The following is a 13528-nucleotide window of genomic DNA, read 5'->3' as shown; positions in this document are numbered from 1 at the left end:
CCCCATGAAAGAGAACAAGATTGGGCTCTGGTCCCTCACCGCGCTGGTATTCAGCTCCATGGTGGGGGCGGGGATTTTTAGCCTGCCCCAGAACATGGCCGAGGTGGCAGGCGCCCGCGCCGTGCTGATCGGCTGGGGCGTGACGGGTGTGGGCATCCTGGCGCTCGCCATGAGTTTTCTCTATCTGTCGCGGTTAAGGCCCGATCTCGACGGCGGCATCTACAGTTACGCCCGCGCCGGTTTTGGCGAGCTGGTGGGATTCTTCTCCGCCTGGGGGTACTGGCTCTGCGCCACCATCGGCGTGGTGGGCTATCTGGTGATTGCCTTTGCCGCGCTGGGCAGCTTTGTCGACACCCCCGAGCAGATCTGGTTTGGTGAGGGCAACACTCTGGCGGCGTTTGTCGGCGAGTCCTGCATCCTCTGGGCGGTGCACCTGCTGGTGGCCCGCGGCGTGCAGCAGGCGGCGCTGTTCAATCTGGTGGCGACCCTGGCCAAAAGCCTGCCGCTGCTGCTGTTTATCCTGTTCGCCTGCTACTGGTTCGATCCGGTCACCTTCGCGGCGGATCAGCAGGGCAGCACCCTGGCGGTACCGGTCTCCGAGCAGGTGCGCAATACCATGCTGATCACTCTCTGGGTCTTCACCGGTATCGAGGGGGCAGCGGTGTTGTCGGCCCGCGCCAGAAACCGGCGGGATGTGGGCACGGCCACCGTACTGGGGGTCGTGTTGGCACTGCTGCTCTATGTGCTTATCTCGGTGCTGGCGCTCGGAATATTGAGCCGACCCGAGCTGGCGGCGCTGCCCAACCCCTCCATGGCAGGGCTGATGGCCCAGATGACCGGATCCTGGGGCAAGCTGTTCATCAGCGTCGGCCTTATCGTCTCGGTGCTCGCCTCCTACGTGAGCTGGACCCTCTTCTCGGCCGAGGTACCGTTCAGCGCAGCCCGCCACGGTGCGTTTCCCGCCATCTTCCGGCGCCAGAACCGCAATGGGACGCCTATCGCCTCGCTCTGGCTCACCAGCCTGACGGTGCAGACTTGCCTGCTGCTGGTATGGCTGCTCGGCAAGGGCTACACCAGTTTGCTGCTTATATCGACCTCTATGATTTTGGTGCCTTACCTGCTGATCGGGCTGTTTTTGCTCAAGCTTTCGTTCAGCAAGGAGGGAGAGAGTGGGCAGGGCCGAGGCCTGATGCGGGCAGTGGCACTGGTGTCGAGCGGTTACGGATTCTGGCTGCTCTATGCCGCCGGGGTGGAGTATCTGCTGCTGTCGTTGTTGCTCTACGGGCCGGGTCTGCTGCTGTTTCTCTACAGCCGTCGTCAGCTGGGCGCAGATCTTTGCCTGAGTGGCCGCGAGCGGCTGTTGGCCGGAGTGACCTTGCTGAGCCTGATCCCCGCCGTCTGGTCGTTCGCCCATCTCTGACATCGAAGAGGTGACTGACCATAAGAGAGCGCCACTGTGGCGCTCTCTTGTTATCAGGGACTGGTTATCAGGGGCTTGCTATCCGGGAGTTGCTATTCGATGCGAAGGCTCAGCGGCTGGCAGGTCCGGCCGGTTTGCCAAACAGCACCGCGAGTTTTTGTCGCCAGGGTAGGCCACGGGCGTCATGCAGCATGTCGCGCCACTCGTGGAAGGTGAGGGTGAGGGGGTTGAAGCTGTGGATCGGCTTGGTGATGCCGAAGCGGCATGGCTCGGCCGGATCTTCTTCGACAAAGGTGCCGAACAGCCGATCCCAGATGATCAGCACCCCGGCGAAGTTGCGGTCTATGTACTTGGCGTTGCTGGCGTGGTGCACCCTGTGGTGGGAGGGGGTGTTGAAGATCCACTCCAGCCAGCCGAGCTTGCCCACCACCTGGGTGTGGACGAAAAACTGAAAACCCAGGCTCAGCAGCACGGTGGCGACCACCGCCTCGGGCGGGAAGCCGATGACAATCATCGGGATCCAGAACAGCCACATGCCGGAGATGGGATACATCAGGCTCTGGCGAAAGGCGGTGGAGAGATTGAGTCGCTCCGAGCTGTGGTGCACCACGTGGGAGGCCCACAGCCAGCGCACATGGTGGCTGGTGAAGTGGAACAGCCAATAGCAGAGATCCTGCAGCAGGAACAGCAGTAGCACACTCCAGAGATTAAGCTCGATATCGAACAGTCGCCAGCCCCAGAGGGTGTCATACAGATAAGCAATGGCAATGGCCGCCAGCGCATCGCCCCCTTGGTGCATCAGGGCCAGGGCGGCGTTGGCGAACAGATCCCGCCACTGGTAGGTGGCAGTGGGAAAGGCCGCGCCATGTTTGCGCAGGTAGAGCATCTCCCAGCCGATAAAGGCCAGAAAAACCGGGGAGAGGTAGAGCAGAAGCAGTTGCACATCCATATGCGGCCATCCATTCAGAGCAATTGCTCTCCAGCATAAAGGATGGTTTTAATATTTCATTAACATTTTTTCAGCCAACGAAGAGATGGCATGAAATATGGCTCGGCAGCAGAGGAAGGCGCGGCGGATGGCTATGCTTGATGCAGGCTTTTTCAGGAGGTGCTGGCTTATGCGCGTCTGGTGTTGCTTGTTACTGGGGTTGTGCATGATGGCGCACGCCAAGACCCGAGTCGAGATCCTGGCGGATGCCGCTTATCCCCCCTACTCCTGGCAGGAGGGGGAGGAGGTCAGGGGGATCTATGCCGACATCATCCAAGAGGTAACCTCTGCCATGCCTGACTATGAGGTGGTGCTCAAGCCGATGCCGTGGCGGCGCGGTCTGAGCATGGTGGAACAGGGGACCGCCTTCGCCATTTTTCCACCCTACTACATGCCCGATACCCGCCCTTATATGTGGCCCTACTCCCAGCCGATGCTGGATGAGGAGCTGGTGGTGATGTGCGGCGCCAGTGTGGCAGCCAATACCCCGCAGTCCAGGTTTCCGCTCGACTATCACGGTTTGCGCTTTGGCATGAACGCCGGCTTTGCCGTTGGCGGCGATGCCTTCTGGCAGGCGGTGAAGGAGAAGCAGATCGACGTGGAGGAGGTGAAAAGCAATCGGGAGAACCTGCTCAAGATTGTCCGCGGCCGGGTCGATTGCACCATCAATGATCGCCTCTCCCTGCTCTATGAGTTACTCAACATGATAAAGGCCGATCAGCTGGCAGTGGCCGATATGTCCCTGCTCAAACAGGGTCCGGTACTCAGCAAGGAGCAGGGGTTTCTCGGCTACAGCCGCAAGGGGGAGTACCCCTACAAACAGGCCTTTATCGACCAGTTTGACAAGGAGCTCTATCAGCTCAAAAAACGTGACGGGGTGAAAGTGATCGTGGAGCGCTATCTGGGAAAGTCCCCGCGCTGAGCCGATGAGATGGGCACTCGGGTTCAGCTGGGTTGAGTCTGCTCAGCGTGAAACACAAGAAGAGGGACCTTGCGGTCCCTCTTCGTTTATCCAGCAGAGCATGTTGGCTACAGCACCTGACTGAGGAACTGGCGCAGACGCGGGGAGGGGGGATTGTCGAAGAAGTCTGCAGGTTTTTCATCCACCAGCAGTTCGCCACTCTCCATAAAGAGCACCCGATCCGCTACCTCGCGGGCAAAGCCCATCTCGTGGGTCACCACCACCATGGTCATTCCTTCGCGGGCCAGCCCCTTCATCACATCCAGCACTTCCCCCACCATTTCGGGGTCGAGCGCACTGGTGGGCTCGTCAAACAGCATGATGCGTGGCTGCATGGCGAGCGCCCGGGCGATGGCCACCCGCTGTTGCTGACCGCCGGAGAGTTGGGAGGGATAGCTGGCCGCTTTCACCGACAGCCCCACTTTCAGCAGCAGCGCCTTGGCTCTGTCTTCGGCCTCACGGCGCGACAGGCCACGCACCTTCTGCGGAGCGAGGCAGATATTATCCAGCACCGTCAGGTGGGGGAAGAGGTTGAAGGACTGAAACACCATGCCCACCTCTTCCCGCAGCTTGTTGACATCGCCCGGTTCGGTCAGGCTGATTCCATCGACCACGATATTGCCGTCGTTGATGGTCTCCAGCTGGTTGAGGGTGCGCAGGAAGGTGGACTTGCCCGAGCCGCTGGGGCCGACGATCACCACCACTTCCCCTTCGGCCACCTCGGTGCTGACATTTTTCAGGGCGTGCACTTCGCTACCGTAGAACTTCTCTACGCCGGTCGCTTTGATGATGGGATCAGTTGCTTTTCGCATATTTCACCTCGAGACGGCGTACCAGAAAAGAGAGGGTGCCGGTGAGCACCAGATAGAGCAAGGCGACGGTAAACCACACCTCGAACGGACTGAAGGTGGAGCTCACCACCTCGCGACCGGCCTTGGTCAGATCGGTGATGGAGATGACCGAGACCAGCGAGGAGTCCTTGATCAGGTTGATGAATTGGCCTGCCAGCGGTGGCAGTACCCGCTTGAACGCCTGCGGCAGGATGACATAGCGCATGGTCTGGGCGGAGGTCATACCCAGGCTGCGGCCCGCCTCCATCTGCCCCTTGTGGATGGAGCTGATACCGGCGCGGACGATCTCCGCCACATAGGCGCCGGTAAAGACCGCCAGCGCGGCGACCCCGGCGGTGAAGCGGTCGAGGTTCAGCACGGTGCCGATAAAGAAGTAGACGATGAAGATCTGCACCAGCAGCGGCGTGCCGCGGATGAGCTCCACATAGGTGATGGCCAGATTGCGCAGGGCCGGATTGGGGGAGAGGCGCGCCAGCCCGGCCAGGGTGCCGAGCAGGATGGCGAAGATGCCTGCCACCAGCGAGAGCTTGACGGTGACCCAGACGCCCCAGGCGATGGGGCCTGCGGTCCAGCTCAGTTGGGTGTCGAGGGTATCGCCACGAAAAACGGTATCCCCTTCGGCGACTTGTACGCCGGTACTGGCGATGACTTGCCGCACATTGGGGTCGAGATCGTCTTGCAGGAACAGCTTGCCCTTCTCGGCCTCGCTGGTGCCAGCCATCACGGTGCCGTCAAATTCGGCCAGATTCTTCTGCTCCGCCTGATAGGCGATGTACTGGGGAATGCGTTCCCAGCGCCAGGTGTAATCCACTGACTGGACAGCCTTGTAGATGCCGAATACGGCAACCAGCAGCATCAGCAGGAAAACCCCATGCCAGAGTAGCTGATTGGGCTGCTTTTCCATCTGTCTTGTCGGTTTGGGTGTGTGCACAGTCACAACCTCTTCTCGTTATTGTGTGGGGAGCTGCGTGGTGCAGGGGCGGCATGTGCCGCCCCCCGGAGGTTATTTGAGCTGGTTCAGCCAGGCGTTGGATTCGAACCACTTCTTGTAGAGACGGTCGTAGCTGCCATCGCCCTTGATCTGGCGCAGGTAGTTGTTAAACCAGTTGAGGGTGTCCTGATCCCCTTTGCGGATGGCCCAGGCCAGCGGTTCGAAGGTGAACGGCTTGTCGAGGTGCACCACGGCGCCCTGATTCTGGGAGGCGAAAATAGCGTTGTAGGGCAGGTCATAGACGAACGCATCGACCTTGCCGTTGATCACTTCCAGCTTGGCGTCATCCTGGGTTTCAAACTGCAGCAGGGTAGCTTTGGGGATGAGGCGCTTGACTGCCTGTTCGCCGGTGGTGCCGAGCTTGACCGCGATCTTGTATTTCGGGTCGTTGAGGTCGGTGAAGGATTTGATTTCGCCCGCCTTCTCTTTGCGCAGGACGATGGTCTGGCCGACCACGATGTAAGGATCGGCAAAGTTGACCCGCAGGTTGCGCTGGGGAGTGACGGTCATGCCGCCCATGATGACGTCGAACTTGTTGGTCAGCAGCGCCGGAATGATGCCATCCCAAGCGGTGTTGACGAATTCGACCTTCACGCCCATCTCTTTGGCGACCATCTTGGCCAGATCCACGTCGAAGCCGATGTATTGGCCCTGCTTGTTGGTCATCTCGAAGGGTTGATAGCCGGCGTCGAAACCGACTCGCAGCACGCCGCGTTCGAGCACGGCATCCAGGGTGGAGCTAGGGGCTGGGGTCGGGGCCGCCGTGGCGATCCCGCAAAACAGCAGGGTAGAAAGAATCAGTTTTTTGATCATAAGTGACGTCTCTGTCGGTGGTGTGTTCGGCCTTGAACCTGATCCCGTGCGACTCCGTGGCACAAGAGACTGCTGCATCCGGCAACAGGCAAGACAGGATGAATGTCTTGAGCGGGACAAAAGCCCCATATGAGATGCTATGAATAGTGGTTGAGTGAAAAATGTACCAAAAACAGATTGTGTCAGAAGACTCAACAGGTTAGAGACATTTATTGCTCATGGCTTCATTCATAAAATCACACGAAAACAACATATCTATCTAATGGGGTGGGTTCAAGCCCAAATTATCCCCAAGACATTTTGTTACATAGAGAGGGGCTCGTATGTGGCTCTATTCTGGTTGGGCTTATCTTTCTTGCATATCTCAAACCTGCTATAGCGGAATGGTGTGAGTTATCTGGTGGTGTGAAAAACAGACGAACAATATGTTTTTATTGTGAAAACAGTCAGGGTCTCTGGGTCTTGGCAAACGGTTCTCATATACTCACTTACCTCCCTCTGCCTGGTTTTGATATGGATGTCTCGTTGTTGCTGAAGCTGGATGTATTTACCCTGATGGTGATGGCATTGGGGGGATATAGCCTCGGGTTTATCACGCTCTCCATTATCTGGTCGACCCACCGGGAGATCCCGGGCATCGGGTTATGGTGGTGGTCCAGTCTCTGTGCGCTGGTGGCCCAGATACTTTTCTCGTTACAGGCATTTTTCCCCAGCTCCTCCGGCATCTGGCTGGCCAATACCCTGATCACACTCTGCATTGTGTTGATGCCGCCGGCGCTGCAGCGCTTTTTCGGACAGCCCCCGAACTGGCGTGCCGGGGGGCTCTTCATGCTGGTCTATCTGCTGCTTCTGAGCTGGTGCATTGTGGAGGGGGGGATGGCGTCCCGGGTGTTGCTGGCTTGCCTGAGTTACATGATGCTGGGTGCGGTGATCGTCTATCTGGTCTGGCGCCACGGTTACCCCCACTATCTGCCGGCGGTGATGGTCTTTACCCTGGTCAACGTGCTGCTCTACGCCTTCTACCTGATGCGGCTCTGGTTCCTCTGGCAGGACAACGTACAGATGCTGATGGATAAGAGCGGGGTCAATGTGCTGCCCTTCCTCTCCATGTTGATGGGGAGCTATCTTTCCACCTTCGGGGTGCTGCTGCTCTGTACCCAGTATCGTGCGCTGGCGCTGCGCCAGCAGGCTAGCCATGACCCTCTTACCGGTCTGCTCAACCGGCGTGGCTTTATGGAGCAGCTGAAGCAGCAAAAGTGGGGTGACAGTGGCGCGCTGGCCGTGCTCGACATCGATGATTTCAAGCAGATCAATGACCAGCATGGCCATGAGGTGGGTGATCGGGTGCTGGCCGAGCTCGGTGCCTATCTGGGTAGTCAGCCCGATCTGGTGTGCAGTCGTTTCGGTGGCGAGGAGTTTGTGCTGCTCTTCTCGCAGCCCGGCGTGCTGGCCCTGCAGCGCTGCGAGGGATTGCTGGAGGAGGTCGCGAACCGCAACATGGGCGGCCTCTCCATCACGGTCAGCATGGGACTCTCCCACTGGCAAGGGGAGTGGCACTTTGACCCTCTGTTCACTCAGGCCGACCATGCGCTCTACAGCGCCAAGCGGCAAGGCAAGAACCGGGTCTGTCAGGCTGGTCGGGAGGTGTAACTCCCGTTCAGTCCAGTATTACGTTATCTCGGCAGGCTGGGGGCGCGGTGCCTGCGCTTTGAGAAAGGGGAGCAGCAGCAGGGCCGAGACACCCGCTGCCACCGAGATCACTACGAAGAAGCCGTTCCAGTGCCAGATCTCCATCACCTTGGCCAGCGGATAACCCGACAGCGCCGCCCCCATGTAGGCAAAGAGGCCGACAAAGCCGGTGGCCGCCCCCGCCGAATTTTTGTGGGAGCACTCCGCCGCCGCCATGCCGATCAGCATCTGGGGGCCAAACACGAAAAAGCCGATGGTAAAGAAGCAGGCCGCCTGCATCACGTAGCTGAAGAAGGGCATCAGCCAGAGCGACCCCACCGCCAGCAGGATCCCCACCGCAAAGATGAGGTTCATCGGGCCACGGTTGCCGTTGAACAGCTTGTCCGATCCCCAGCCCGCCACCAGCGCACCGATAAAGCCTCCCACCTCGAACATGGAGATAGCCGAGTTGGCGCTCATCAGATTGAAGCCGCGCTGCTCGGTCATGTAGAGATTGCCCCAGTCATTGATGGCGGTGCGCACCACATAGACCAGCACGTAACAGCAGGCGAGCAGCCAGATATAGGGGTTGCCCAGCACATATTTGCGCAGGATCTGGCGGTGGGAGAGGCCCGCATCCTGGGTCTGCTGGGCCAGCTCCATCGCATCCTTGCGCCACTCGCCTACTGTCGGCAGTCCCATGGCACTCGGGGTATCCCGCAGCCGCCAGCAGAGGAACAATCCCGCGATGATGGCGATAAGGCCGGGCACTATCATGCCGTAGCGCCAGCCATGTTGCAGGGCGATGGTGCTGACGATAAGGGGGATGAGCGCGCCGCCGACGTTGTGGGCAGTGTTCCAGGCCGACCACCAGACGCCGCGCTCGGTGCGCGAATACCAGCTGGTAAGCAGCTTGGAGCAGGGGGGCCAGCCCCAGCCTTGGAAGAAGGCGTTGGCGACCCAGAGGGCGGCAAACATCCAGAGTGCCGACGAGAGGCCGAACAGGATATTGATAACGCCGGTGGCCATCAGTCCGACACCCATGAAGTAGCGCGGGTTGGCGCGGTCACTGATGATGCCGGAGAAGAACTTGGAGCAGCCGTAGGTGATGTAGAACAGGGTCCAGAGCATGCCGATGTCGGACTTGTCCAGCATGCCGCTCGCCAGCATGTCCGGCATGGCGAAGTTGAAGCTCTTGCGGGTGAAGTAGAAGACCGCGTAGCCCAGATACATGGTCAGCAGCAGGTGCAGCCGCCAGTGGCGATAGGTGGCATCGATCTCGGCCTGATCCCGGATAAGGGGCCGGGGCGGCGCGCTTCTCATAAAACTCAGCACAGGCAGGCCCTCTGGTGGTGATTAGCCATGACTTTCTTCCCGTCTGCGACTGGGCAGGTTGACCGTCAGCTGGGTGCCGTGGATGCAGGAGAGTTGCAGACTGCCCCCGAGCGCCTGTACCCGCTCGCGAATGCCGAGCAGGCCATAGCCCTGTTGCGGGCGGCTTTCCGGCAGACCGCGGCCATCATCTTCCAGCACCAGTTGCAACTGCTCGCCGCTGGTCCGAGCGCGAATGGTGACCGAGTGGGCGTTGGCATGTTTGACCACGTTGTTGAGCCCCTCCTGACAGACCCGAAACAGGGTGACCCGCTGGGCATCCGAGAGATCCCCATCCGCCAGCTGCCACTCCAGCCGGGTGACGATGCCGTGACGTTCCAGCTCCAGCTCCCTCAGCAGTGCCCGTACCGCCTGTTCCAGAGTCATGTCGTCGAGCTGGCGCGGGCGAAGCCGTCCGAGCAGACCGCGCACCGCGTCATAGATCCCGAGCGATAGTGTGTCGATCAGGGCGCTGCTCTGGCCCACCCTGGCGTTATCGGGGGCGAGGCGGCGCACGATCCCGGCTTGGGTACGAATGGCGGTGATGGTCTGGCCGATGTCGTCGTGCAGCTCGCGCGCCACCTCCTTGCGGATACTCTCCTCGGTCTCCAGCAGCCGCTCGGTGAGTTGGCGATTATGGGCGAGCTGGCGGGTCAGCGCCTGATTGAGTTCGCGCTGGCGCTGGATCCCGGCGCCGAGCAGCAGGCCGGTGAGGCTCTGGGCCAGCAGGGAGAGCAGCAGATCGAGGGGGTGATCGTGCCAGGCCTGACTGGCCAGCAGGGCGATGGTGTTCATCAGGGTGGCGAGCAGCGCCCCTTGCCAGCCGTAGCGCCACGCCATGGCGATGATGGGGATGGCCAGACAAAACGGGGTAAAGCGTACCAGCGAGTTGGGCAATCCCAGTTGCAGCCAGAGGCTCAATACGAACAGCAGCAGATACCAGACCAGATGGCGAAAGCGCCACTCCACCGGTTGATCCACCAGCGCAGGCCCCAGCGGCACCCAGGTGGCGCGAGTGAGGTAGTGCCAGATCAGCATGCAGGTGGAGGTCAGCGTCAGCCCGCCGGTGAGGCTGAGCAGCAGTGCCGAGAGGCCATCTTCCCCCGCCAGATGCCAGAGTAGGGCTTGCAGCAGCGCCGCCGCCGTGACGGTGGCGAGCAGCAGCAACAGTTGCTGCCAGTCGTTGCGCACCTGTTGGCGACGGGCAATCAGCAGCGGTAGCAGGGTCAGCAGACTGCCCGCGACCAGCCAAGGCCAGTGGGGCAGCCCCACCTCCAGATTGAGCCAGTAGAGCAGCAGTCCTTCGCACAGCAACAGCGGCGGCCAGTAGTGGCCCGGGCTTTGCAGCAGCAAGCCGAGGCGCAGACCGAAAGGGAACAGCAGCACCGCCAGCGCCGGGCCACCCGCCAGATGCAGGCTGATGCTCCAGAGGCAAAACCAGCCGGCGGCAAAGATGAAGCAGGCCGCCAGCGCGATGGCGACATAGCTGGCAAAACGGGAGATCACCAGCTATCCAGCATGCGGTGGGCCAGCTCGACGTTGTTGCTGACCTTGAGCTTGTCCATCAGGTTGGCGCGATGGACGTGGACCGTTTTGGGGGAGAGACCGAGCTGCTCGGCGATGGCCTTCACCTCCAGCCCTTGCGCCAGCAACTGGGCAATCTCCCGCTCCCGATTGGTGAGGGGATCCCGGCTGCTGCTGGCCAGTTTCTGGGCGATGTCCGGCGTCAGATAACACCCCCCCTGGGCGGCGGTGCGTACGGCGGCGATCAGCTCGTCCGGACTGCACCGCTTGGAGAGAAATCCCTTGGCACCGGTCTGCAGTGCCTGCTCGATGAGGGCGGGGCTGTCGTGTACCGAGAGCATCACTACTGCCAGGCCGGAGGGGAGCTGCTTGAGCAGATCCAGCCCCGATTGGTCGGGCATCGAGATGTCGCAGACGCAGACGCGCGCCCCGCTGCCGGGCAGGCCGGCAAGGGCGTCGCTGGCGGAGCCGAATTCGGCGACCACCTGCAGGTCTGGCTCCAGATTGAGCAGTTGGGCAAAACCGGATCGGACGATCTGGTGATCGTCGATGAGGGCAATTTTTATCATGATGTCAGCCTGAAATTCGGTGCGTCATGACCATGACGCGGCCAACAAGATACCTGCCCCCCGAGTCAGGCTCAAGCAGCAGCAGGAAAAGGGGCTAAAAACCGGGGGGCAAGGTGCGCAAACCTTGATCGGGATCAGCTGGCAAGGGCGAGCAAGCGGGCTGATCAACAGGGGGATGACCAGCCCGGGGGACTCAGCGGTGCAGCTCGCCGGCGCGCTCCGGCTGATAGACCACTTCCAGAATTTCGACCTCTATGGTGCGACCGGCCGGGCCCGGCCAGGCGATGCTGTCGCCCACTTTCAGGCCGAGCAGGGCGCTGCCTACCGGCGCCAGTACCGAGATGTTGCTCTCGTCGCCCTTGGCATCGCGCGGATAGACCAGGGTGAGGCAGAACTCGTTGCCGCTGCTCTGCATCTTGAAGCGCACCTTGCTGTTCATGGTGACCACGTCCGGCGGCATGTCGGCCGGTTCACGGATCTCGGCGCGGTCCAGCTCCTCTTGCAGGGCCAGATGCTGCGGGTGGTTGCCGAGCAGTTGTTCAATACGGTCCAGATCAAGGCTGGAGATAACCAGATGAGGTTGTTTCATAAGATATTCCTTATCAATAGCGGATAGGCCCATACCGGCGGGTGCAGGTTTGCCATCACACTGGGTGTTACAAAAATGGATTCAACAGGTTCAATCGATTGAAAATGCCATGCCCCCAAGCGACTCGCGGCCGAAGGAGCGAGGCGGGGGCTCAGCAGGGTGTGAGCAAATGCGAGGAAATAGCGAGTATTTTCATGGGGCTACCATAACCATTCTGGCCGGCCTTGGCAACCGTGATTGAGTGACTACTCAGGAGCCTGATAGTTGTACTGACGGATGATCCGCGCCAGTGTGCCATCATGGCGCATCTCGTCGATTACGGCTTGCCAGCGCTGCGCCTCTTTGAAGGGGAAATCCTTGTGAGCGGCCAGGAACAGTTGGGTGTTCATCAACACTTCCCCGCGAACCAGCTGTTGTGATGAGCGTTTGTCTTGTTGTTGGGCATACAGGATGACATTCCATGCTGCGACCCAGGCATCAATACGACCGCGATGGAGTTTATGAGCGTTTAGTTGCTCATCTGCCACTGTCTCTCCCCGGATCCCGATGCGTTGTTTGAGTAGGTGTTGACCAAACGAGTAGCGCAGCACGCCCACATCAAGGTTTTTCAAATCGCTGCTTTTCAGTGCTTTTGGGTGAAACCGGCGATCGCTGACGATCAAAAACTGCTCATCGAGGATGGGCGTTACCCACTGATAGAGGTGCTCTCGCTGACTGCTTCGCACGGGCGGTATCATCAATACATCGGGACGGTGAATTGTCTGGGTCAGTGCACGTGGAAGTGGCATCAGCTCGATGGTAAGCGGCTCGCCTAGACGGCGGGCTGCTTCCTCCATGATCTCGATACCCACCCCGCTGGGTTTACCATGGGAGGACTGAATGACGTAAGGGGGCAGCTCGGCCGCCACCAGCACAATAGCCTGGGCACCGGTGTGTACCAGCAATAACAGCAGGGCAAAAAAGGGCAGGCAGAGAGCGCGCATCAAGGTCGTGAGCCAGAGTCGAATATGCAGAGTGTAACATTCCTGCCTGCGTTGTCGTTGTGCCCGCTGAGGGGTTGGGATCTCAGTCGAAGAAATCCCGCAGATCGCGCACTTCGTAATCAGCGAGTTGCTGCCAGGGGAGCTGAGCAGGCAGCTTGCGCAGGGTCACCTCCATCCGGTAGCTGCGATAGCCGTCGAGACTGGCCGATTCGACCACCAGCGGGATCTGCCACTGACTCGACCAGAGAATCCGGGTTCGTTGCTGCCCTTCGCGCTTTTCATACCAGCGGGCCTGCTCGGGGGCGGCCTCATCCAGCGGTGTCATCCCCTCGATCAGCGTGGGGTTGACGAGATGGCGGATCCGCGGCCAGTCGGGCTTGAAGGCCACCTGGCCATACTCTTCCACCGGCACTTCAACCAGCTGGTTGTGCCAGCTGTCGGCATAGCGCAGCTGAAGTTCACCCTCATCACTGCGGCTGACCCAGCGGGCCGCCATCTGGTGGGTAAAGTGCTTGTGGCCGGGTGTGGCGTCGTGAGTGGCGTGATAGGCACGGGCAAGGGGGAGGGGAATGAGCCGCTGGCTCCACACCTGATTGCCCACCCGCAGCCACTTCTCTTGCCAGACACTCTCTCTGGCGATGCCATCGCTGCCGGTGTTCCGGTCGTGATAGCTGATCCGGGCGGCGAGATCCGGGGGCGTGTCGTCAGCATGCAGGGGAAAGGCGAGGGTGCTGCCAAGCAGCCATAACGAAAGCAAAAGTCGCATCATCATCTGTCGCTCGAAAGAGCCGGGGCCCGGG

Annotated in this window: 13 protein-coding genes; 3 read left to right on the top strand and 10 right to left on the bottom strand. The window is 60.4% G+C overall.

The window, feature by feature from the left end:
- The first annotated feature begins 4 nt into the window (after positions 1-4).
- Positions 5-1420, top strand: coding sequence for a basic amino acid/polyamine antiporter (locus ACTG2T_RS01720; RefSeq protein ID WP_330125185.1), 1416 nt, complete (start codon positions 5-7; stop codon positions 1418-1420).
- A gap of 109 nt (positions 1421-1529) precedes the next feature.
- Here ACTG2T_RS01720 and ACTG2T_RS01715 read toward each other — a convergent pair whose 3' ends face one another.
- Positions 1530-2369 (bottom strand): sterol desaturase family protein, encoded by an 840-nt coding sequence (locus tag ACTG2T_RS01715; RefSeq protein ID WP_107685196.1) that lies wholly within the window; start codon positions 2367-2369, stop codon positions 1530-1532.
- A 169-nt stretch (positions 2370-2538) separates the two neighbouring features.
- On the opposite strand from ACTG2T_RS01715, the gene ACTG2T_RS01710 reads away from it, so the two are divergent.
- Positions 2539-3330: a substrate-binding periplasmic protein gene (locus ACTG2T_RS01710; RefSeq protein ID WP_330125184.1), complete on the top strand. Its 792-nt coding sequence runs from the start codon at positions 2539-2541 to the stop codon at positions 3328-3330.
- A 107-nt stretch (positions 3331-3437) separates the two neighbouring features.
- Here the strand turns inward: ACTG2T_RS01710 and ACTG2T_RS01705 are convergent, their stop codons facing one another.
- From ACTG2T_RS01705 to ACTG2T_RS01695, 3 genes are all read right to left on the bottom strand, one after another.
- Positions 3438-4181: an amino acid ABC transporter ATP-binding protein gene (locus ACTG2T_RS01705; protein WP_021231032.1), complete on the bottom strand. Its 744-nt coding sequence runs from the start codon at positions 4179-4181 to the stop codon at positions 3438-3440.
- Positions 4165-5124: an amino acid ABC transporter permease gene (locus tag ACTG2T_RS01700; protein ID WP_139730531.1), complete on the bottom strand. Its 960-nt coding sequence runs from the start codon at positions 5122-5124 to the stop codon at positions 4165-4167. The genes ACTG2T_RS01705 and ACTG2T_RS01700 overlap by 17 nt, the downstream gene beginning before the upstream one ends.
- A gap of 99 nt (positions 5125-5223) precedes the next feature.
- Complete coding sequence (locus tag ACTG2T_RS01695) at positions 5224-6024, bottom strand: transporter substrate-binding domain-containing protein (protein WP_162516040.1); 801 nt, start codon at positions 6022-6024, stop codon at positions 5224-5226.
- Positions 6025-6537: 513 nt separating this feature from the next.
- Here ACTG2T_RS01695 and ACTG2T_RS01690 point away from each other — a divergent pair.
- Positions 6538-7674: a GGDEF domain-containing protein gene (locus ACTG2T_RS01690; protein WP_101529763.1), complete on the top strand. Its 1137-nt coding sequence runs from the start codon at positions 6538-6540 to the stop codon at positions 7672-7674.
- 18 nt (positions 7675-7692) lie between these two features.
- On the opposite strand, the gene ACTG2T_RS01685 is transcribed toward ACTG2T_RS01690, so the two are convergent.
- From ACTG2T_RS01685 to ACTG2T_RS01660, 6 genes are all read right to left on the bottom strand, one after another.
- Complete coding sequence (locus tag ACTG2T_RS01685; RefSeq protein ID WP_047439233.1) at positions 7693-9027, bottom strand: MFS transporter; 1335 nt, start codon at positions 9025-9027, stop codon at positions 7693-7695.
- 21 nt (positions 9028-9048) lie between these two features.
- On the bottom strand, positions 9049-10569 hold the full coding sequence (gene uhpB, locus ACTG2T_RS01680) for a signal transduction histidine-protein kinase/phosphatase UhpB (protein ID WP_204379607.1): 1521 nt from the start codon (positions 10567-10569) through the stop codon (positions 9049-9051).
- The gene (gene uhpA, locus ACTG2T_RS01675) at positions 10566-11156 is read right to left on the bottom strand and encodes a transcriptional regulator UhpA (RefSeq protein ID WP_005334071.1); all 591 of its coding nucleotides are present in this window, start codon (positions 11154-11156) and stop codon (positions 10566-10568) included. The genes uhpB and uhpA overlap by 4 nt, the downstream gene beginning before the upstream one ends.
- Positions 11157-11349: 193 nt before the next feature.
- Positions 11350-11745: a nucleoside diphosphate kinase regulator gene (rnk, locus tag ACTG2T_RS01670; protein ID WP_005334070.1), complete on the bottom strand. Its 396-nt coding sequence runs from the start codon at positions 11743-11745 to the stop codon at positions 11350-11352.
- A gap of 245 nt (positions 11746-11990) precedes the next feature.
- Complete coding sequence (locus ACTG2T_RS01665) at positions 11991-12728, bottom strand: substrate-binding periplasmic protein (protein ID WP_201936676.1); 738 nt, start codon at positions 12726-12728, stop codon at positions 11991-11993.
- An 82-nt stretch (positions 12729-12810) separates the two neighbouring features.
- Positions 12811-13497, bottom strand: a complete 687-nt coding sequence (locus ACTG2T_RS01660; protein WP_005350756.1) for a hypothetical protein — start codon at positions 13495-13497, stop codon at positions 12811-12813.
- Between the last annotated feature and the right edge of the window lie 31 nt (positions 13498-13528).

The sequence above is a fragment of the Aeromonas sp. 75A genome, assembly GCF_051919425.1.
In the GTDB taxonomy this organism is placed as follows: Bacteria; Pseudomonadota; Gammaproteobacteria; order Enterobacterales; family Aeromonadaceae; genus Aeromonas; species Aeromonas veronii.
This window is presented reverse-complemented; position numbering and strand designations above follow the sequence as displayed.

Excerpts from the sequence above, each read along its gene's own strand:
- ACTG2T_RS01665 (WP_201936676.1), bottom strand. The coding sequence starts at position 12,728 with ATGCGCGCTCTCTGCCTGCCCTTTTTTGCCCTGCTGTTATTGCTGGTA.
- ACTG2T_RS01695 (WP_162516040.1), bottom strand. The coding sequence starts at position 6,024 with ATGATCAAAAAACTGATTCTTTCTACCCTGCTGTTTTGCGGGATCGCC.
- ACTG2T_RS01720 (WP_330125185.1), top strand. The coding sequence starts at position 5 with ATGAAAGAGAACAAGATTGGGCTCTGGTCCCTCACCGCGCTGGTATTC.
- ACTG2T_RS01710 (WP_330125184.1), top strand. The coding sequence starts at position 2,539 with ATGCGCGTCTGGTGTTGCTTGTTACTGGGGTTGTGCATGATGGCGCAC.
- ACTG2T_RS01660 (WP_005350756.1), bottom strand. The coding sequence starts at position 13,497 with ATGATGCGACTTTTGCTTTCGTTATGGCTGCTTGGCAGCACCCTCGCC.
- ACTG2T_RS01715 (WP_107685196.1), bottom strand. The coding sequence starts at position 2,369 with ATGGATGTGCAACTGCTTCTGCTCTACCTCTCCCCGGTTTTTCTGGCC.
- ACTG2T_RS01690 (WP_101529763.1), top strand. The coding sequence starts at position 6,538 with ATGGATGTCTCGTTGTTGCTGAAGCTGGATGTATTTACCCTGATGGTG.
- rnk (WP_005334070.1), bottom strand. The coding sequence starts at position 11,745 with ATGAAACAACCTCATCTGGTTATCTCCAGCCTTGATCTGGACCGTATT.
- ACTG2T_RS01705 (WP_021231032.1), bottom strand. The coding sequence starts at position 4,181 with ATGCGAAAAGCAACTGATCCCATCATCAAAGCGACCGGCGTAGAGAAG.
- uhpA (WP_005334071.1), bottom strand. The coding sequence starts at position 11,156 with ATGATAAAAATTGCCCTCATCGACGATCACCAGATCGTCCGATCCGGT.
- ACTG2T_RS01700 (WP_139730531.1), bottom strand. The coding sequence starts at position 5,124 with ATGGAAAAGCAGCCCAATCAGCTACTCTGGCATGGGGTTTTCCTGCTG.